This window comes from Streptomyces olivaceoviridis (genome assembly GCF_014650115.1).
GTDB lineage: Bacteria > Actinomycetota > Actinomycetes > Streptomycetales > Streptomycetaceae > Streptomyces > Streptomyces olivaceoviridis.
This window is the reverse complement of the sequence record NZ_BMUI01000007.1, coordinates 233,980-254,059: the sequence shown is the minus strand read 5'-3', so window position 1 is coordinate 254,059 and position 20,080 is coordinate 233,980. Positions and strand designations below refer to the sequence as shown.

At 73.8% G+C, this 20,080-nt stretch carries 17 protein-coding genes and 1 pseudogene; 16 read left to right on the top strand and 2 right to left on the bottom strand.

All coding sequences use genetic code 11. The features are described from left to right. Positions 1–14 precede the first annotated feature (14 nt). The 8 genes and pseudogenes from IE273_RS16420 to IE273_RS16385 all read left to right on the top strand — a co-directional run bounded on the left by IE273_RS16420 (position 15) and on the right by IE273_RS16385 (position 11,575). Positions 15–2,414: an MFS transporter gene (locus tag IE273_RS16420; RefSeq protein ID WP_189815914.1), complete on the top strand. Its 2,400-nt coding sequence runs from the start codon at positions 15–17 to the stop codon at positions 2,412–2,414. A gap of 143 nt (positions 2,415–2,557) precedes the next feature. Then, positions 2,558–5,015: pseudogene (locus tag IE273_RS16415) on the top strand (ATP-binding SpoIIE family protein phosphatase). Between the two features lie 137 nt (positions 5,016–5,152). Further along, on the top strand, positions 5,153–5,872 hold the full coding sequence (locus IE273_RS16410) for a class I SAM-dependent methyltransferase (protein ID WP_189815913.1): 720 nt from the start codon (positions 5,153–5,155) through the stop codon (positions 5,870–5,872). Between the two features lie 70 nt (positions 5,873–5,942). Then, positions 5,943–6,776: a M55 family metallopeptidase gene (locus IE273_RS16405; RefSeq protein WP_189815912.1), complete on the top strand. Its 834-nt coding sequence runs from the start codon at positions 5,943–5,945 to the stop codon at positions 6,774–6,776. Continuing rightward, positions 6,769–8,085, top strand: a complete 1,317-nt coding sequence (locus IE273_RS16400; protein WP_189815911.1) for a M20/M25/M40 family metallo-hydrolase — start codon at positions 6,769–6,771, stop codon at positions 8,083–8,085. Before IE273_RS16405 ends, IE273_RS16400 begins: the two co-directional genes overlap by 8 nt. A gap of 3 nt (positions 8,086–8,088) precedes the next feature. After that, positions 8,089–10,056 (top strand): S9 family peptidase, encoded by a 1,968-nt coding sequence (locus tag IE273_RS16395; protein WP_189815910.1) that lies wholly within the window; start codon positions 8,089–8,091, stop codon positions 10,054–10,056. Then, positions 10,053–10,976: a S66 peptidase family protein gene (locus IE273_RS16390; protein ID WP_189815909.1), complete on the top strand. Its 924-nt coding sequence runs from the start codon at positions 10,053–10,055 to the stop codon at positions 10,974–10,976. The genes IE273_RS16395 and IE273_RS16390 overlap by 4 nt, the downstream gene beginning before the upstream one ends. A gap of 53 nt (positions 10,977–11,029) precedes the next feature. Continuing rightward, positions 11,030–11,575 (top strand): GNAT family N-acetyltransferase, encoded by a 546-nt coding sequence (locus tag IE273_RS16385; protein WP_189815908.1) that lies wholly within the window; start codon positions 11,030–11,032, stop codon positions 11,573–11,575. A 6-nt stretch (positions 11,576–11,581) separates the two neighbouring features. On the opposite strand, the gene IE273_RS16380 is transcribed toward IE273_RS16385, so the two are convergent. Next, the gene (locus tag IE273_RS16380) at positions 11,582–11,929 is read right to left on the bottom strand and encodes a VOC family protein (protein ID WP_189815907.1); all 348 of its coding nucleotides are present in this window, start codon (positions 11,927–11,929) and stop codon (positions 11,582–11,584) included. Between the two features lie 82 nt (positions 11,930–12,011). Between IE273_RS16380 and IE273_RS16375 the strand changes: the two genes are divergently transcribed. Next, entirely contained in the window at positions 12,012–12,446 is a 435-nt protein-coding gene (locus IE273_RS16375; protein ID WP_189815906.1) for a phage holin family protein, read from the top strand. 39 nt (positions 12,447–12,485) lie between these two features. Here IE273_RS16375 and IE273_RS16370 read toward each other — a convergent pair whose 3' ends face one another. Then, the gene (locus IE273_RS16370; RefSeq protein ID WP_189815905.1) at positions 12,486–13,439 is read right to left on the bottom strand and encodes an LLM class F420-dependent oxidoreductase; all 954 of its coding nucleotides are present in this window, start codon (positions 13,437–13,439) and stop codon (positions 12,486–12,488) included. 229 nt (positions 13,440–13,668) lie between these two features. Between IE273_RS16370 and IE273_RS16365 the strand changes: the two genes are divergently transcribed. The 7 genes from IE273_RS16365 to IE273_RS16335 all read left to right on the top strand — a co-directional run bounded on the left by IE273_RS16365 (position 13,669) and on the right by IE273_RS16335 (position 20,080). Next, a complete protein-coding gene (locus IE273_RS16365) occupies positions 13,669–15,267 on the top strand; it encodes an NAD(P)/FAD-dependent oxidoreductase (RefSeq protein ID WP_189815904.1) in 1,599 nt (532 codons plus the stop codon). A gap of 62 nt (positions 15,268–15,329) precedes the next feature. Next, positions 15,330–17,177 (top strand): transketolase, encoded by a 1,848-nt coding sequence (locus IE273_RS16360; RefSeq protein ID WP_189815903.1) that lies wholly within the window; start codon positions 15,330–15,332, stop codon positions 17,175–17,177. After that, positions 17,174–18,109: a non-homologous end-joining DNA ligase gene (gene ligD / locus IE273_RS16355; RefSeq protein ID WP_189815902.1), complete on the top strand. Its 936-nt coding sequence runs from the start codon at positions 17,174–17,176 to the stop codon at positions 18,107–18,109. The genes IE273_RS16360 and ligD overlap by 4 nt, the downstream gene beginning before the upstream one ends. A 45-nt stretch (positions 18,110–18,154) precedes the next feature. Next, entirely contained in the window at positions 18,155–18,529 is a 375-nt protein-coding gene (locus IE273_RS16350) for a gas vesicle protein GvpO (protein ID WP_189815901.1), read from the top strand. A gap of 75 nt (positions 18,530–18,604) precedes the next feature. Beyond that, positions 18,605–19,024 (top strand): gas vesicle structural protein GvpA, encoded by a 420-nt coding sequence (locus IE273_RS16345; protein ID WP_189815900.1) that lies wholly within the window; start codon positions 18,605–18,607, stop codon positions 19,022–19,024. Beyond that, positions 19,021–19,791, top strand: coding sequence for a GvpL/GvpF family gas vesicle protein (locus tag IE273_RS16340; protein WP_189815899.1), 771 nt, complete (start codon positions 19,021–19,023; stop codon positions 19,789–19,791). Before IE273_RS16345 ends, IE273_RS16340 begins: the two co-directional genes overlap by 4 nt. A 31-nt stretch (positions 19,792–19,822) precedes the next feature. After that, on the top strand, positions 19,823–20,080 hold the full coding sequence (locus tag IE273_RS16335) for a gas vesicle protein GvpG (protein WP_189815898.1): 258 nt from the start codon (positions 19,823–19,825) through the stop codon (positions 20,078–20,080).

The window sequence follows — 20,080 nt, the reverse complement described above, 5'->3', positions numbered from 1 at the left end:
GAGGGGAGCGGTACGTGGGCGGGACGACACTGGTGAAGCGGGAGCCGGTCGTGGCACCGGCTCCCGGCGAGGAGACCGCGGTCGCACCGCCGCCTCCCGCGCCGCCCGCCGGAATCGGGCCCCGCCGGGTGCGGTTGGTCTTCCTCGGGCTGATGCTGGCCCTGCTGCTGGCCGCCCTCGACCAGATGATCGTCGCCACCGCCCTGCCGAAGATCGTCGGCGAACTGCACGGCCTGGACAAGATGTCCTGGGCGATCACCTCGTACCTGCTCACCTCCACCATCGGCCTGCCGGTCTACGGCAAACTCGGCGACCTGGTCGGCCGCAAGGGCGTCTTCCAGTTCGCCATCGCCGTCTTCGTCCTCGGCTCCGCCCTCGCCGGCCGGGCCGGGACCATGGACCAGCTGATCGCCTTCCGCGCGGTCCAGGGCGTCGGCGCCGGCGGCCTCATGATCGGTGTGCAGGCGATCATCGCCGACATCGTGCCGCCCCGGGAGCGCGGCCGGTACATGGGCCTGATCGGCGCCGTCTTCGGTCTCGCCTCCGTCGCCGGACCGCTGCTCGGCGGCTACTTCACCGACCACCTCTCCTGGCGCTGGTGCTTCTACGTCAACGTCCCCTTCGGCCTGGTCACCCTGGCCGTCATCGCCGTCGTCCTCAAGCTCCCCAGACCGCGCACCCGCGCCCGGCTCGACGTCCTCGGCACCCTGCTGCTCGCCGCCGCCTCGACCTGCCTGGTCCTGCTCACCAGCTGGGGCGGCACCGAGTACGCCTGGGGCTCCCGGCAGATCCTCGGCCTCGGCGCCGGCGCCCTCCTCGCCACCGTCCTCTTCCTGGTCGCCGAGCGCTTCGCCGCCGAACCCCTGATCCCGCTGCGACTGTTCCGCGACTCCGTGTTCGCCCTCAGCGGCCTGGTCGGCCTGGTGATCGGCGTCGCCCTGTTCGGCGCCGCCAGCTACCTGCCGACCTTCCTGCAAATGGTCGACGGCGCCAGCGCCACCGAGTCCGGGCTGCTGATGCTGCCGATGATGGCCGGGATCGTCGGCGCCTCCATCGTCGGCGGACAGCTCATCAGCCACACCGGCCGCTACAAGATCTACCCCGTGCTCGGCTGCGCCGTCGCCACCGTCGGCATGTGGCTGCTGTCCCGGCTTCAGACCGACACGCCCCGGCTGCACTACAGCGTCTGGATGGCCGTCCTCGGCGCCGGGATCGGCCTGGTCATGCCCGTCCTCGTCCTCGCCGTGCAGAACTCCGTCCGCCCCGCCGACCTCGGCACCGCCACCAGTGCCAACAACTACTTCCGGCAGATCGGCGGCAGCGTCGGCGCCGCCGTCTTCGGCACGCTCTTCGCCGACCGGCTCACCTCCGCGCTGCACGAGGAGCTGCCCCCGCGCGCGGGCACCGGACTGCCCGCCGCCGACTCGATCACCCCGCAGCTCGTCCACGCGCTGCCCCCGGCCCTGCGCGACGCCTACATCCGCGCCTACGCCGACGCGATGCCCCGGATCTTCCTCTACCTGGTCCCGGTGCTCGCCCTCGGCCTGCTGATCGCCTTCTTCCTCAAGGAGAAACCACTGGTGTCCCACAACACCGCCGAAACGGAGCCGCAGACCGTGACCGCCTCGATCCCCGGTGCCCGGGCGCCCTACGCCGCCGGGGTCCCCGTGTGCGGCACCGTGCAGCACCCCGACGGCACCGTGGTGCCCCGCGCGGCCCTCACCCTCATCGACGTCGCCGGACAGCAGATCGGGCGGGGCGCCAGCGGCGACGACGGCCGGTACGCGCTCAGCACGCCCGGCTCCGGGTCGTACGTGCTGATCGCCGCCGCCGGCGGGCACCAGCCGCAGGCCGTCTCCGTCACCGTCGGCGAACGCCCCGTCGAACTCGACGTCGTCCTCGGCGGCGCCGGCCGCCTCGCCGGAAGCGTGCTCACCGCCGACGGCAGCCCCGTCCGCGACGCCACCGTCACGCTCACCAACGTGCACGGCGAGGTCGTCGCGAGCACCCGCAGCGGGCGCGAGGGCGGCTACGTCATCACGGAACTGGTCGCGGGCGAGTACACCCTCGCCGCCAGCGCCCCCGCCTTCCGGCCCGCCGCGCTCCCGGTCACCGTGCAGGCCTCCCGGGAGACCCGGCAGGACGTCGAACTCGCGGGCGGCGCCGTGCTGAGGGGCACCGTCCGGGCGAGCGGCGGACGGCCCGTGGAGGACGCGCGCGTGACCCTGCTCGACGCCGCCGGCAACGTCGTCGACACCCTCACCACCGGAGCCGACGGAACGTTCCGGTTCGTCGATCTCTCCTCCGGCGAGTACACCGTCATCGCCGCAGGTTACCCGCCGGTCGCCACGGTGTTGCAGGTCGCGGGGGGTGGCCGGACGGAACGGGATCTCCAACTGGGCCACGAGGACTGAGCGGGGCGCCCGCTCGCCGCGCCGGAGCGATCCGCCGGAACCAATTCCAGGATTGCCGCACATCGCGACCGGCGGTCGTCCTACCGTAGTGGCGGGCGGCACAGATCGTTTGCGGACAGCCGTGGGGAGAGAGGGCCTGGGCCATGGACCGTGGCAGCGAGCGGGACACAGCTCCCGGGCGCGGCGTCGGCGACACCGCCGCGGGCCGGATTCCGCTGGCCGTGGTCGTCGTCGACCGGGCCGGACTGGTGTCCCACTGGAGCACCGGCGCGCGCCGCCTGTTCGGCGTGAGCCGTGAGGACGCCGTCGGACAGCCAGCGGCCGATCTGCTGCCCGTCTCCGGAGCCCTGCCGGAGGACCTTCAGGACGGCGCGATGCCGGACGCGTACGAGACGTACGACGGACCCGGCCCCGACCTGGAGACCTCGCTCGGCGGGCACACCGGCTACGCCACGGCCGGCCGGGCCCGCCTCTGCCCGCCCCCGCAGACGTCCGACGGCGAGCGGCTGGACGTGCTGTGGTGGGCCTACCCGCTGGTCGGCCCGGGTCCCGCCCGGCTGCTCGTGCTCGCCGCCGACGCCACCCGGCTGCGCGACGAACGCGGCTACGACGACGAGACCGCCGAACGCATCGCGCCCGGCTTCGCCCGCCACACCGAACTGCCCGCCTCCGACGAACTCGAACGGCGGCTGCCCGAGATCCTGCCCAACATGGGTCCGGGACTCAGTGCCCGCATCGTCGCGCAGGTTCTCGAACTCGGCTATCCGATCCTGGAGTTCAGCCAGTACGAGCGGGTGCCCGTGACCCCGTACTGGGGCGTGCCCCGCCGCCCCGGGCGCACCCGCGCCGAAGAAGCCGCCGTCCCGCGGCAGCGGGCCGTCGCCGTGGTCCCGGCCGGCGCCGAGCAGGACCTGGAGTACGCCGCCGTCCGCGAGCGGCTGGAGTTCCTCAACGAGGTCAGCTCCCGCATCGGCTCCTCCCTGGACCTCGGCGAGACCATCCGCGAGGTCACCAGCGCCGCCGTGCCCCGGTTCGCGGACTTCGCCGGCACCCATCTGCGCGCCGCGGTGCTGGCCGGCGAAGGCTTCCCGGACGGCCCGCCGGACGCCAGCACCGTGATGTTCCGCGTCTGGGTGGAGCACAACGACGAACCGGGCCGCTGGGACGACACCGTGCCCGTCGGCGAGGCCTTCGCCTTCCCCGAGCACACCCCCTTCTACAAGTGCATGGTCACCGGCGAGCCGGTGCTCATCCCGAGGGTCACCGAGGAACTGTCCGAGCGCATCTCCGGCGAGTTCGAGAAGCGCGACCTGCGGCCCCTCATCGGCGGCCGGTCGCTGCTCATCGTCCCGCTCAAGGCGCGCAACGTCGTCCTCGGCTTCATGGTGCTGATGCGCCGCCCCGACCGGCCGCAGTTCGACGACATGGACCGCACCACCGGCGCCGAACTCGCCGCCCGCGCGGGCCTGGTGCTCGACAACGCCCGTATGTACACCTACCAGGAGAACGTCGCCGACACCCTCCAGGACAGCATGCTGCCGCAGGTCACCCCGCGGATGGCCGGCTGCGACATCGCCACCCGCTATCTGCCCGGCGCCCGGCTCGGACGGATCGGCGGCGACTGGTTCGACACCATCAAACTGCCCGGCTCCCGCACCGCCCTCGTGGTCGGCGACGTCATGGGCCACGGCCTCAACTCCGCCGCGATGATGGGCCGGCCAGTTGCGCACCGCCGTGCAGACCATGGCCGCGATGGAGACCCCGCCCACCCAACTGCTGCGCAACCTGGACGACCTGGCCCGCAGGCTCGGCGACACCTACCTCGCCACCTGCCTGTACGCCGTGTACGACCCGATCCGCGGCGACCTCACCCTCGCCAACGCCGGCCACATCCCGCCCGTGCTGGTCCGCGCCGAGGACGGCCGCAGCGAACTCCTCGAACTGCCCACCGGCGCCCCGATCGGCGTCGGCGGCGTTCCCTTCGAGGTCACGCGCGTCAAGGTCGCGCCCGGCGACCGGCTGGTGCTGTGCACCGACGGCCTGGTCGAGGTGCGCGGCTCCGACATCGGCGAGGGCCTCGCCGCGCTCTGTGAGTCCGCCGCCCACCCCGCGGCCTCCATGGACGACGCCTGCGACACGATCATCCGCGCCCTGAACACCCGCGGCGGACGCAAGGACGACGTCGCCCTGCTGATGGCCCGCCTCAACGGCATCCCCGACGAGCACGTCGCCGAGTGGCGGCTCGACGCCGACCCGCGCGAGGTGGCCCGGGCCCGCCGCCTGGTCCGCGAACGGCTCCTGGAGTGGGGCCTGCCGCAAGCCGTGGAGACGGCCGAGCTCCTGGTCAGCGAGGTCGTCACCAACGCCGTCCGGCACGCGGAGAGCGACCGGATCGGACTGCGGGTGGTCCGCACGGACGCGCTGCTGTTCGAGGTCACCGACGACGAACCCGCCCTGCCCGCCATGCTGAGCGCCGGCCCCCACGACGAGTCGGGCCGGGGCCTGCGCGTGGTCAGCCGGCTGGCCCGGGAATGGGGCGCCAGCGCCAGCGGACACCGCAAGACCGTCTGGTTCGAGCAGGCCGTCACCAGCGGTCACTGACGTCAGACGCGGTGCGAGGACCGCGCCGCCCGGAGCGACCACGGGCCATACATCTCGTGAAGGTGACCACCGGACCCTTGCCCTGCTCCCGGTCCCCACGATATTCCGATCACGGAACCGACCCGTGGGGAGATCACATGAACGTCTCGGAGAACTACCGCAACGCGTGGGAGAGTTACTGGCGTGAGACCTCCGACGGCCGGGGCGAGGCGATCTGGGACGCCGACCCCTCCCTGAGCGCCGCACCGCACAGCGACCTGCTCCTGCCCCACGCCGACACCGGCCGGACGATCGTCGACCTCGGCTGCGGCAACGGCACCCAGACCCGCTACCTGGCCACCCGCTTCGCCCGCGCCGTCGGCGTCGACCTCTCGCACGCCGCCGTCGAGCACGCCCGCCGCGCCGCGAACGGCGGCCCCGTCGAGTTCCAGCAGCTCGACCTCACCGACACCGACGCCGTCCGCGCCCTGCACCAGCGGCTCGGCGACAGCCATGTCTACATGCGGGCCGTCATCCACCAGAGCGAACCGGCCGCGCGCCCCGCGGTGGCCGCCGCCGTCGCCGAACTCATCGGCACCGAAGGCCGCGCCTTCGTGGTCGAGCTCACCTCCGGCTCTCGTGACGTCCTCCGGCGGGCGGCGGCCGAGCCGGGCGGCCCGGGGCCCAAGCTCCAGCGCGTCTTCCACCACGGCCTCAAGCCCGCCGACGCCCCCGACGAGGAGATCCCGCAGCTGCTCGTCAAGGCCGGTCTCGCCGTCCTGGCCGAGGGCGAGACGACACTGCCGCAGACCGAGCACCTCGCGGACGGCACCCGCATCGACCTGCCGGCCCGCTGGTTCGTCCTCGCCGGAGCCTGACCGGACCCGAGATCGCTTCCCCGGGCGAGGTCGTAGCCTGTCCGCCGCTCGACGCGTAACGTGACGGACCATGAAGATCCTCATCAGTGCCGACATGGAGGGTGCCACGGGCGTCACCTGGCCCGCCGACGTGCTGCCGGGGACGCCGCAGTGGGAGCGGTGCCGGTCGATGTTCACCTCGGACGTGAACGCCGCCGTGGAGGGCTTCTTCGACGGCGGCGCCGACCAGGTGCTCGTCAACGAGGCCCACTGGACCATGCGCAACCTCCTCCTGGAGCGCCTCGACGAGCGGGTCGAGATGCTCACCGGCCGGCACAAGGCGCTGTCCATGGTGGAGGGCGTCCAGCACGGTGACGTCGACGGCATCGCGTTCGTCGGCTACCACGCGGGCGCCGGCATGGAGGGCGTCCTCGCCCACACCTACCTGGCCAACCAGATCACCGGGGTGTGGCTGAACGACGTCCGTGCCAGCGAGGGTCTGCTCAACGCGCGCGTCGTCGCCGAGTACGGCGTCCCCGTCGTCCTCGTCACCGGCGACGACGTGGCCTGCGAGGACGCCCTCGGCTACGCGCCCGAGGCGCTGAAGGTCGCCGTCAAGGACCATGTGTCGCGGTACGCGGCCGTCTGCCGGACCCCGGCCCGGACCGCGGCCGACATCCGCGCGGCGGCCAAGGAGGCCGCGCGGCTGGCGGTCCGTCAGGAACCGGTGGACGCCGGTCCGTTCACGGTCGCCGTCGAGTTCGACGCCGAACATCTCGCGATGGCCGCGACCGTCGTGCCCGGCGTGGCGCGGATCGGCGAGCGCAAGGTGGCGTACACCAGCGCCACGATGTACGAGGGGATCAGGACGTTCAAGGCGGTCACCACGATCGTCTCTGCCGCCGTGGAGGAGCAGTATGGCTGACCAGCAGGCCGATGAACTGGCCCTGGCCGAGGTCGTGGAGTTCACCTCCGGCCTGATCCGCATCGACACCACCAACCGGGGCGGCGGGGACTGCCGGGAGCGCCCCGCCGCCGAGTACGCGGCCGCACGGCTGGCGGGGGCGGGCCTGGACCCGCTGCTGCTGGAGCGCACCCCGGGCCGCACCAACGTGGTCGCCCGGATCGAGGGCACCGACCCGTCCGCCGACGCGCTGCTGGTGCACGGGCATCTCGACGTGGTGCCGGCCGAGGCCGCCGACTGGACCGTGCACCCGTTCTCCGGCGAGGTCCGCGACGGCGTGGTGTGGGGGCGGGGCGCCGTCGACATGAAGAACATGGACGCGATGATCCTGGCCGTGGTCCGGTTCTGGGCCCGGCAGGGCGTACGGCCCCGCCGGGACATCGTCCTCGCGTTCACCGCCGACGAGGAGGCCAGCGCCGAGGACGGCTCCGGGTTCCTCGCCGACCGGCACCCCGAACTCTTCGAGGGCTGCACGGAGGGCGTCAGCGAGTCGGGCGCCTTCACCTTCCACGACGGGTCCGGGCGGGAGATCTACCCGATCGCCGCGGGGGAGCGGGGCACCGCCTGGCTGAAGCTCACCGCGCGGGGCCGGGCCGGGCACGGCTCCAAGGTGAACAGGGAGAACGCGGTGACCCGGCTGGCCGCCGCCGTCACCCGCATCGGCGAGCACGAGTGGCCGCTCCGGCTCACGCCCACCGTACGGGCCGCCCTCACCGAGCTCGCCGCGCTGTACGGCATCGACCCCGACTTCACCGACGTGGACCGGCTGCTGGAGAAGCTCGGCCCGGCCGCGAGGCTCGTCGAGTCGACCGTCCGCAACAGCGCCAACCCGACCATGCTGGACGCCGGTTACAAGCTGAACGTCATCCCGGGCGAAGCGGTCGCGCACGTGGACGGGCGCTGTCTGCCCGGCGCCGAGGAGGAGTTCACCGCCACGCTGGACGAGCTGACGGGGCCGGACGTCGACTGGGAGTTCGCGCATCGCGAAGTGGCCCTCCAGGCACCGGTGGACGCGCCGGTGTTCGCGAGGATGCGGGCCGCGGTGGAGGAGTTCGCGCCGGGCGGGCACGTGGTGCCGTACTGCATGTCGGGCGGCACGGACGCCAAGCAGTTCTCCCGGCTCGGCATCACCGGCTACGGCTTCGCCCCGCTGAAGCTGCCCGCGGACCTCGACTACCAGGCGCTGTTCCACGGCGTGGACGAGCGGGTGCCCGTGGAGGCGCTGCACTTCGGGGTCCGCGTCCTGGACCGGTTCCTGCGGACGGCCTAGAGAATGGGGGAGCGGATGCGGAGCGCGCCGTACGGATCGTGGCCCTCGCCGATCGACGCGGCCCTCGCCGCCGCGCACGACGGGCGGCCGGACTGGGTGGGGTTCGTCGGGGACGAGGTCTGGTGGACCGAGCCCCGGCCGGCCGAGGGCGGCCGGCGGGCCCTGGTGCGGCGGCGGGCCGAAGGGGGCGAGGAGTCGGTACTGCCCGCGCCGTGGAACGTGCGCAGCCGGGTCATCGAGTACGGCGGCCGGCCCTGGACCGGGGCGGTCCACGACGGCCGGCCGCTGATCGTCTTCGTGCACTTCGCCGACCAGCGGCTGTACCGGTACGAGCCCGGCGGCGAGCCCGCCCCGCTCACCCCCGTCTCCCCGGTGGGCGGCGGCCTGCGCTGGGCGGAGCCCCGGATCGACCTCGCCCGCGGTGAGGTGTGGTGCGTGCTGGAGGAGTCCACCGGGGACGGCCCCGACGACATACGGCGGGTGCAGGCCGCCGTGCCGCTGGACGGTTCGGCCGCCGGAGACCGCGCCGCCGTCCGCGAGCTGATCGAGCCCCGGCACCGGTTCGTCACCGGCGCCCGGCTCTCCCCGGACGGCCGGCGGGCCGCCTGGCTGGCCTGGGACCACCCACGGATGCCGTGGGACGGGACGGAGCTGCTGGTCGCCGACGTGGGGGAGGACGGCCGGCTGGCGGACGCGCGGACCGTCGCCGGCGGCCCTGACGAGGCCGTCGCCCAGGTCGAGTGGTCGGCGGACGGCGGCCTGCTGTACGTGAGCGACCGCAGCGGCTGGTGGAACCTCTACCGCGACGGCACCCCCCTGTGCCCGCGCGAGGAGGAGTTCGGCGGGCCGCTGTGGCAGCTCGGGCTGCGCTGGTTCGCGCCCCTGGACAACGGTCTGCTCGCGGTCGTGCACGGCCGGGGGCCGACCGCGCTCGGGATACTGGACCCGGAGTCCGGCGAGATCGTGGACGCCGTCGGGCCGTGGACGGAGTGCGCCGCCGGCCTCGCCACCCACGGCACACGCGTCCTCACGGTCGCCGCCGGCCCCCGCACCGCCTACGAAGTCGTCGAACTGGACACCGCCACCGGCCGCGCCCGGGTGGTCGGCTCCCCGCACCGGGACCCCGTCGACCCCGCCTACTACCCCGAGCCGCGGACCCGCACCTTCACCGGCCCCGACGGCCGCGAGGTGCACGCCCACCTCTACCCGCCGCACCACCCCGCCCGCACCGCCCCCGACGGCGAACTGCCGCCGTACGTCATCTGGGCGCACGGCGGCCCCACCAGCCGGGTGCCGCTCGTACTGGACCTGGAGATCGCCTACTTCACCTCGCGGGGCATCGGGGTCGCCGAGGTGAACTACGGCGGCTCCACCGGGTACGGCCGGGCCTACCGGGAGCGGCTGCGCGAGCAGTGGGGCGTGGTCGACGTCGAGGACTGCGCGGCCGTCGCCCGGGCCCTCGCCGACGAGGGCACCGCCGACCCCGCCCGGCTGGCGATCCGGGGCGGCAGCGCGGGCGGCTGGACCACCGCCGCATCCCTGGCCACGACCGACGTCTACGCCTGCGGCACCGTCATCTACCCGGTGCTCGACCTCGCCACCTGGGGCCCCGGCGAGACCCACGACTTCGAGTCCCGCTACCTGGAGTCGCTGATCGGCCCGCGCGCCGAGGTTGGCGCCCGGTACGCCGAACGCTCGCCGACCACGCACGCCGACCGGCTCACCGCGCCGTTCCTGCTGCTCCAGGGCCTGGATGACGTCATCTGCCCGCCCGCCCAGTGCGAACGCTTCCTCGCCCGGATCGCGGGCCGGGGGGTGCCGCACGCCTACCTCACCTTCGCGGGGGAGGGGCACGGGTTCCGGCGGGCCGACACCATGGTCCGCGCCCTGGAGGCCGAACTGTCCCTGTACTCCCAGGTGTTCGGGCTGGACCCGACACCGCCGGTGCCGAAGGTGGAGCTGAACCCGTGAAGAAACTCCTGCGACCTCGCCGGCTGGCCCCGGGCGCGCGGGTCGCCGTCGTCGCCACGAGCGGACCGGTGCCCGAGGAGCGGCTCCAGGCGGGCCTCGACGTGCTGCGCGGCTGGGACCTCGACCCGGTCGTCGGCCCCCATGTCCTGGACCGGCATCCCGAGTTCGGCTACCTGGCCGGCACGGACGCCGAGCGCGCCGCCGACCTCCAGAACGCCTGGTGCGACCCCACCGTGGACGCCGTGCTGTGCGCCCGCGGCGGCTACGGCGCGCAGCGCATGGTCGACCTGCTCGACTGGGACGCGCTGCGGGCGGCCGGGCCCAAGGTCTTCGTCGGGTTCAGCGATCTCACCGTCCTGCACGAGGCCTTCGCGACCCGCCTGGGCCTGGCCACCCTGCACGGGCCGATGGCGGCCGGCGTCGACTTCATCAAGAACGCGCGGGCTCAGGAGCACCTGCGGGCCACGCTGTTCGCCCCCGAGACCGTCCGCACGATCGCCTCCGGCGGCACGGCCCTCGTCCCCGGCCGGGCCAGGGGCGTCACCCTCGGCGGCTGTCTGTCCCTGCTCGCCGCCGAACTCGGCACCCCGCACGCGCGGCCTTCCGCGCGCGGCGGACTGCTCTGCCTGGAGGACGTGGGCGAGGAGACGTACCGGCTGGACCGGTACCTCACCCAGTTGCTGCGCTCCGGCTGGCTGGAGGGGGTGCGCGGGGTACTGCTCGGCTCCTGGGAGGGCTGCTCGGACTACGCCGGGCTGCGGCCCCTGCTGGCCGACCGGCTCGGCGGACTCGGGGTCCCGGTGGCGGAGAACGTCGGATTCGGCCACGGCGAAGGGGCGTTGACGATGCCGCTCGGCGTCGCGGCCACGCTGGACGCGGAGGCGGGCACGCTGACGCTGGACGAGCCGGCGCTGCGCTGACGCGGAGGCCGGCCGGAGGAGCCGGTGCCGCGCGGACGCCGTAGGCTGGCCGGATGTCGCACCCGCCGTCCCGCCCCCTCGCCGAGGGCCCGCGCGTCGCCCTCCGCCCCTTCACCCTCGCCGACGGCCCCGAGTTCACCGCACGGGCCCGGGAGAGCAGGGACCTGCACCGGCCCTGGCTGTTCCCGCCGGACACCGACGAGGCGTACGCCGACTACGCCGGCCGGCTCATCGAGGACCCGGCGCGGGCCGGCTTCCTGGTGTGCGAGAAGGACAGCGGGGCCATCGCCGGCTTCATCAACATCAACAACATCGTGCGCGGCGGCTTCCAGTCCGGCGCCCTCGGCTACGGCGTCTTCGCGCACGCGGCCGGGCGGGGCCTGATGCGCGAAGGGCTGGAGCTGGTGATCGGGTACGCGTTCGGGCCGCTCGGCCTGCACCGGCTGGAGATCAACGCCCAGCCGGGCAACGCGGCCTCCCTCGCCCTCGCCCGGGGCGCCGGGTTCCGCCGGGAGGGGTTCTCACCCGACATGATCTACGTCGACGGGGCCTGGCGCGATCACGAACGCTGGGCGCTCACCACCGAGATGCGCGACTGAGCGGGTTCAGCCCCGCTGGTCCACGTACTCGAAGACCGAGCCGTCCGGGTGCACCGCCAGCAGGTTCCGGCCCGCCGGGGTCGGTACCGGCCCCGCGACGACCGTGGCGCCCAGCCCGGTCAGCAGCCGGTGGGCCTCGTCCACGTCCTTCACCGCGATCGTCGCCGTCACCTTGCGCAGGATCTCCAGCTCCGACTCGGGACCGCTCATCAGCAGGAAGGAACCGACCGCGGCGACCTGGACGCCGCCGCGCTGGAAGCGCAGGGCCGTGCCGCCCGACAGGCGCTCGTAGAAGGGGATCGCGGCTTCGAGGTCGTCGACGCAGATGCGCAGCGAGGCGCCCAGAATCTCCATGCGCCCGAGCCTAGTTGGGGCCGCCGGGCGCGCGCAGGCCCCCCGGGCGTTACCCGCTGTGTCCGGCGGGTACCCGCAGGGTATGGACCGTTTGGATCACCTGGAACATCTGGACAAGCACCTTGTCGAAGAGCTGGCACAGGTGGCGCGCGAGACGGTACGCGAGGAACTGCGCGAGCAGTCCCGCAAACAGCGCCGCACCGCCATGCTCTACGCGGCGTCGGGTGCCGCCGCCCTGTACGCGGGCGGCGCGGTGGCCCTCGCCGTGGGCCTGGCCCTGGCGATCGGCCTGCCCGGCTGGGCCGCGGCACTGATCACCGCCGCGCTCCTGGGCGCGGTGGCCTGCTTCCTCCGCGGCGCCGCCCACTCCGGGCACGGGCCCCACGCCCCGCACCGCGTGGTCGGCGGCACCCCGCCGCCCGCCCCGCCGGGCGGCCTGGGCATGCCGTACCCGCCGGTGCCGGAGACTCCCCCGATGGCACAGACACCGCCGGACGCGCCCCACCGCGGGGCCTGACGGCGAGTGGGTGGGGCCGCCGGCCCCGCCCCGCCCCCATCAGCCGAGTTGCGGCAGCACCTTCGTCCGGTAGAAGTCGAAGAATCCCCGCTGGTCCGGCCCGATCTGGTTCACGTACACCCGGTCGAACCCGGCGTCGGCGAACGCCTTCAGCGCCGAGACGTGCTCGTCCACGTCGTCCCCGCACACCGACTTCTCCCGCACCATGTCCTCGGTGACCAGCTCCTGCAACTGCTCGAAGTGCCGCGGCGAGGGCAGCACCTGCCCCATCTCGCCGGGCAGCAGCTCGTTGTACCAGAGCCGGTGCACCGTACGGACGCACTCGTCGCGGTCGGCGCCGTAGCAGACCTTCGTGCCGCCGCTGACCAGCTTGGCCCCGCCGCCGCCCTTGCGGAACCGGGTGACCATCTCCTCCTCCGGCATCATCGTGATGTAGCCGTCGCCCGCGCGGGCGGCCAGGGAGGTCGCCTTCGGGCCGAAGCCGGAGATGTCGATCGGGACGGGCTCCTCGGGGACGGTGTAGAGGCGGGCGTTCTCCACGGTGTAGTGGGTGCCGTGGTGGTTGACCTCCTCGCCGGTGAAGAGCCGGCGCATCACCTGGATCGCCTCCTCCAGCATCTCCAGGCGCACGTGCGACGGCGGCCACGGGTCGCCGAGGATGTGCTCGTTCAGCGCCTCGCCGGTGCCGAGGCCGAGCCGGAAGCGGCCCTGTGTCATCACCGCGCTGGTCGCCGCCGCCTGCGCCACGACCGCCGGGTGCATCCGCACGGTCGGACACGTGACCGCGGTCTCGATGGGCAGCGACACCGCCTCCGACAGTGCTCCGATCACCGACCACACGAACGCGCTCTGTCCCTGCGCGTCGTTCCACGGGTGGTAGTGGTCGGAGATCCACAGCGCCTGGAAACCGGCCTGCTCGGCCATCCGGGCCTGTTCGACGAGGGCTGCGGGGTCGTGCTCCTCGCTCGCCAGGAAATAGCCGTACTCGGGCATGGGGGGAACCTCCGCGCGGGCGAAGCTGGTGGGGTGATCCGGACGCGGCCCGGGTAACCGGGGCCGACAGCGCGAAACGCGGGTACGGCGGTGCGCGGTGGGCCCCGGCGCACGGCGCGGCGGCGTTCGGGTGCTCCGACCGGCGTCCGGGTGACCGGCCCCGCGTTTGGGTGCCCCGGCCCCGGTTACGCGGAAGACCTCGGACGAGCCACACCGCCGGAGGCGCACCGTGAGCCGACCTCGCGTCGTGATCGTCGGCGCCGGTTTCGCCGGGTACCGGGCTGCGCGCACCCTGGCCCGGCTGACCCGCGACCGGGCCGACATCACCGTGCTGAACCCGACCGACTACTTCCTGTACCTGCCGCTGCTGCCGCAGGTCGCCGCCGGGGTCCTGGAGGCCCGCCGGGTCACCGTGTCGCTGCCCGGCACGCTGCGCGGGGTGCGCCTGGTGCTCGGCGAGGCGGACGCTGTCGACCTGGACGCGCGGACCGTGCGCTACGTCGACCCCGAGGGCGGTGCGGGCACCCTCGGCTACGACCGGCTGGTGCTGGCCGTCGGCAGCGTCAACAAGCTGCTGCCGATCCCCGGTGTCGCCGAGCACGCGCACGGCTTCCGCGGGCTGCCCGAGGCGCTGTACCTGCGCGACCACGTGACCCGGCAGGTGGAACTCGCCGCCGCCGAGGAGGACACGAAGAGCCGCGCCGCCCGGTGCACCTTCGTGGTGGTCGGCGCCGGCTACACGGGCACCGAGGTGGCCGCCCACCTCCAGATGCTCACCGACCGCCTGGCCCGCCGGCACCCGCCGCCCGGCGTGCCGCGTCCCCGCTGGCTCCTGCTGGACGTGGCGCCGCGCGTGCTGCCGGAGCTGGACGAGCGGCTGTCCCGCACGGCCGACCGGGTGCTGCGGGCGCGGGGCGTCGACGTGCGCATGGGCACGTCGGTGAAGGAGGCCACCCGGGACGGGGTACTGCTCACCGACGGGGAGTTCGTCCCGTCCCGGACGCTGGTGTGGTGCGTGGGCGTACGGCCGGATCCGCTGGTGGAGGCCGTCCGGCAGCCACTGGAGCACGGCCGGCTGATCGTCGACCCCTGTCTCCGGATGCCGGGCCGGACCGACGTGTTCGCCTGCGGGGACGCGGCTGCCGTGCCCGACCTGGAGCGTCCGGGGGCGTTCACGCCCATGACGGCCCAGCACGCCTGGCGGCAGGGCCGGGTGGCCGGGGAGAACGTGGCCGGCTCGCTCGGGCTCGGCCGGCGCCGGCGCCCCTACCGCCACCGGGACCTGGGCTTCGCCGTCGACCTCGGCGGGGTCCGGGCCGCCGCCAACCCGTTCGGCATCCCGCTGTCCGGCCCGGCGGCCGGTGCCGTCACCCGCGGCTACCACCTGGCGGCGCTGCCCGGCAACCGCGTCCGGGTCACCGCCGACTGGCTGCTGGACGCCGTACTCCCGCGCCAGGGCGTCCAGTTGGGCCTGGTGCGCGCCTGGTCGGTCCCGCTGGACACGGCCTCACCCGAACTGGCGCGGGTGCCGGGCGGCCCGGAGCGGCCGGCCGTACAGGCAGGAGACGAACTCATGACCCACAAGCCGAGGCCCGAGGAACCGGTGAAGCCACAGCCGTGCGGCGAGCCCGCGAAGAACCAGCCCGGCGGTGAAGCCGCCAAGAACCAGCCCGGCGGTGAACCCGCGAAGAACCAGCCCGGCGGTGAACCCGCCAGGAACCAACCCGGCGGTGAGCCCGCCGGTGCCGGCCGGGACCATCCGGCCCCCGGCCCCGTCAAGCGCACGGACCCCGCCGATCCCGCGGACCGCGCGAACGAATCCGACTGACCGCGACGGGCGCGACCGAGCGCCACCGAGCGCGGCCGAGTGCAAGGAGACCGAGGAGACTCATGAACACCGACGAACTGGCCGAACTGGGGCAGCAGTTGCGCGTGGACAGCGTGCGGGCGTCCGCCGCCGCGGGATCCGGGCACCCCACGTCCTCGATGTCCGCCGCCGATCTGCTGGCCGTCCTGCTCGCGAACCACATGCGCTACGACTTCGAGCGCCCCGAGCACCCCGCGAACGACCGCTTCGTGCTGTCCAAGGGACACGCCTCACCGCTGCTGTACGCCGCGTACAAGGCGGTCGGCGCGATCGAGGACGGCGAGCTGGTCACCTTCCGCAAGCTCGGCAGCCGGCTGGAGGGCCACCCGACGCCCCGGCGGCTGCCGTGGGTGGAGACGGCCACCGGCTCGCTCGGCCAGGGCCTGCCGGTCGGAGTCGGCATCGCGCTCGCCGGGAAACGGCTGGACCGCACCGACTACCGGGTGTGGGTGCTGTGCGGCGACAGCGAGCTGGCGGAGGGCTCGGTGTGGGAGGCCGCCGAACACGCCGGCCACGAGAACCTGGACAACCTCGTCGCCGTCGTGGACGTCAACCGGCTCGGCCAGCGCGGACCCACCCGGCACGGCCACGACCTGGACGCCTACGCCCGCCGGTTCCAGGCCTTCGACTGGCACACCATCGAGATCGACGGCCATGACGTCGACGCGATCGACCGGGCCTACGGGGAGGCGCTGTCCACCACCGGCCAGCCCACCGTGATCCTCGCCCGCACCCTCAAGGGCAAGGGCGTGGCCTCCGTCGAGGACCGCGAGGGCCTGCACGGCAAGCCGCTGCCCGAGGCCGAGGAGGCCATCGCCGAACTCGGCGGGCCGCGCTCGCTGCACGTCCGCGTGTCCGAGCCGCACGCCGCCGCCGCGCTGCGCTCGCTCACCACCGAGGTGGTCCAGCTGCCGCGCTTCGAGCAGGGCGACGAGGCCGCGACGAGGGACGCCTTCGGCAAGGCCCTCGCCGCGCTCGGCACGGCCCGCGGCGACGTCGTCGCCCTGGACGGCGAGGTCGGCGACTCCACCCGTACCGAGGAGTTCGGCAAGGCGCACCCCGACCGGTTCTTCGAGTGCTACATCGCCGAGCAGCAGCTCGTCGCCACCGCCGTCGGCATGGCCACGCGCGGCTGGCTGCCGTACGCCTCCACGTTCGCCGCGTTCCTGACCCGCGCCCACGACTTCGTGCGCATGGCGTCCATCAGCGGCTCCGGGATCAACCTGGTCGGCTCGCACGCGGGCGTCGCGATCGGGCAGGACGGGCCGTCCCAGATGGGTCTGGAGGACCTGGCGATGTTCCGGTCCGTGTACGGCTCGACGGTGCTGTACCCGTGCGACGCCAACCAGACCGCCCGGCTGGTCGCGGCCATGGCCGGCCTGGACGGCATCCGCTACCTGCGCACCTCCCGCGGCAAGACGCCGGTGATCTACGGCCCCGACGAGGAGTTCCCGGTCGGCGGCAGCAAGACGCTGCGCTCCAGCGAGGAGGACCGGCTGACCGTCGTGGCGGCCGGGGTGACCGTGCCCGAGGCGCTGGCCGCCGCCGACCGGCTCGCCGCGGACGGCATCCGGGTCCGGGTGATCGACCTGTACTCGGTCAAGCCCGTCGACGCCGAGACCCTGCACCGGGCCGCCGAGGAGACCGGCTGCCTGCTCACGGTGGAGGACCATCACCCGGAGGGCGGCCTCGGCGACGCCGTCGCGGAGGTGTTCGGCGACGGCAGCCCGGTGCCCCGCCTGGTCCGGCTCGCCGTGCGCACCATGCCGGGCTCGGCCGCGCCCGACGAGCAGCTGTACGCGGCCGGCATCGACGCCCTGGGCATCGCGGCGGCGGCCAGGATGCTGGTCGAGGAGGCGGTCGTGCGATGAGCCGCGACGACGCGCGGACCATGCGCGCGGGCCGCCGCACGGTGGAGATCAAGCGGCCGGGGAAGGTGCTCTTCCCCGGCGGCGGGGGCGCGAAGGAGTACACCAAGGGCGATCTCGCCGACTACTACCGGTCCGTCGCGCCGTACCTGCTGCCGCACCTGCGGGGCCGTCCGCTGATGCTGGAACGCTATCCGGACGGCCTCGACGGCCAGCGGTTCATGCAGAAGAACACCCCGGAGCACTACCCGGAGTGGATCACCCGGGCCGAGGTCGCCAAGGAGGGCGGCACGGTCACGCACGTCGTCTGCGACGACACCGCGACCCTCCTGTACCTCGCCGACCAGGCCTGTCTGACCCTGCACCGCTGGCTCTCGCGCACCGGCCGGGCGGGCGGCCTCGACCACCCCGACCGGCTGGTCTTCGACCTCGATCCCCCCGGGGACGACTTCGGCGCCGTCCGCGAGGCCGCCGCCTGGCTGCGCGAGCTGCTGGACGAACTCGGCCTGCCCGCCGCACCGATGACCACGGGCTCGCGCGGACTGCACCTCGTCGTCCCGCTCGACGGCCGCCAGGACTTCGACGCCGTACGGGAGTTCGCCCACGACGTCGCCGAACTCGCCGCCGCACGGCACCCGGACCGGCTCACCACCGCCGCCCGCAAACAGGACCGCGGCGACCGCCTCTACCTCGACGTGCAGCGCAACGCGTACGCCCAGACCGCCGTCGCGCCCTTCACCGTCCGCGCCCGGCCCGGCGCCCCGGTCGCCGTCCCCCTCACCTGGGAGCAGCTCGACGACCCCGGGCTGGACGCCCGCCGCTGGACCATCGCCGACGCCGTCGACCAGGCCCGTACCGACCCGTGGGCCGGGCTGCCGGCCCGCGGGCGCTCCCTGGGCCCCGCCCGGCGCCGCCTCGCCGACATGCGCTCCTGAAGGTTTGGCCAAGGAATGAGGGGCCACCCGCAGGAAGAGGTGGCCATGTCGAACACACACAGCACATCACAGTCACAGAATTCACAGAAATCCCAGAAATCGGAGAACGCCGAGCAGACGCACGACACCACGCAGAACGAGACGGAGGACCGGCGGCCGACCCTCATGGAGGTGCTGCGCGAGGCGCGCAGCCAGCTCGCCGAACTGACGGGACTCGTCCCGGAGACCGTGTCCTCCTTCGAGCAGACCGAGGACGGCTGGTCGCTGGAGGTCGAGGTGATGGAACTCGCACGGGTCCCCGACACCATGAGCCTGATGGCGAGCTACCAGGTCGACCTGGACCCCGAGGGTCAGCTCACCGGCTACCGGCGCGTTCGCCGATACGAGCGCGGGCGGGCCGACGCACGCCGCGGCGGCTAGGCCCCCCGCGTCCGGCGGCCACGCGACCCGCGTGGCACCGCACACCCATCATTCTCACGAGGAGGAGCGGCCGGCATGACCGTTGTTCCGGCACAGCAGTCCGGCGGCGGAGGCGGCACCAGTGGCCTCTACGACGTCCTGGAACTGGTTCTCGACCGGGGACTCGTCATCGACGCGTTCGTACGGGTCTCCCTGGTCGGCATCGAAATCCTGAAGATCGACGTCCGGGTCGTCGTGGCCAGCGTCGACACCTATCTGCGCTTCGCCGAGGCGTGCAACCGCCTCGACCTGGAGGCAGGGCCCCACAGGACCCCCGGACTGCCCGATCTCGTCGGTGAGATCACCGAGAGCGGGGCCCGCGGCAAGTCCAAGGGCGCGCTGTCCGGCGCCGCGCAGACCATATCCGACGCGTTCAAGCAGGCCCGGGAGGAAGGCGAGGCCGAGCCCCGGCGCCCCCGTAAGACCGCGGCCCGCCGGAAGGAGGAGGACGAGTGAGCACCTACGTCTACGGCATCACCGCGCGCTCGCACCCGGCGCTCCCCGAGGGGATGACCGGCGTGGGCGAACCGCCGCTCCCCGTTCGGGTCCTCACGGCGGGAGAGCTCGCGGCCGTCGTCAGCGACGCCCCGGAGGGCCTGCGCCCCAAGCGCCGGGACCTCCTCGCGCACCAGAACGTGCTCGCCGAGACGGGAGCGGCCGGCTGTGTGCTGCCCATGCGCTTCGGCAGCGTCTCCCCCGACGACGACACCGTCACGTCGGTGCTGACCGAACGGGCCGAGCACTACCTGGAGCGGCTGGGCGAGCTGGACGGCAAGGTCGAGTACAACGTCAAGGCCACCCACATCGAGGAGGCTGTGCTGCACCGCGTGATGGCCGAGAACGCGGAGGTCCGCGCCCTCGCCGAGGCCAACCGGCGGGCGGGCGGCGGCAGCTACGACGACCGGATCCGCCTCGGTGAGATGGTCGCCGGCGCCGTCAAGGCCAGGGAGGCCGAGGACGCCGCCGAGGTGCAGCGCCTGCTCCAGCCGTGCGCCGCGGCGGTCAGCGTGGGCCCGGAGTCCACCGGCTGGCTGCTCAACGTCTCGTTCCTGGTGTCCCGGGAGTCGGCCGAGGACTTCCTGGCCGCGGCCGAGCGGGTGCGCAAGAGCCATGCCCATCTGGAGCTGCGGGTCAACGGCCCGCTGCCGCCGTACAGCTTCGTCGAACCCGGCCCGACCGCGCCCGCGGGCGCCACGGCCGGCGCCGACGCCGGAGCGTCGTAACGGCCGGGGCCCGGACGGAAGGAGGAGACCCGTGGGACTGATCTCGGAGGTGCTGCTGCTGCCCTTCGCACCGGCGCGCGGCAGCGCGTGGGCGATTCGGCAGGTGCTCCGGGAGGCGGAGCGGATCTACTACGACCCGGCCACCGTCCGGGCCGAGCTGGCCCGCCTTGAGGAGCAGCTTCAGGCGGGCGAGATCACCGAGGAGGAGTTCGACCGACGCGAGGACGAACTGCTCGACCGGCTGGAGATCGCCCTGCATCACGGCGACACGACAGGCAATGGGACGTGA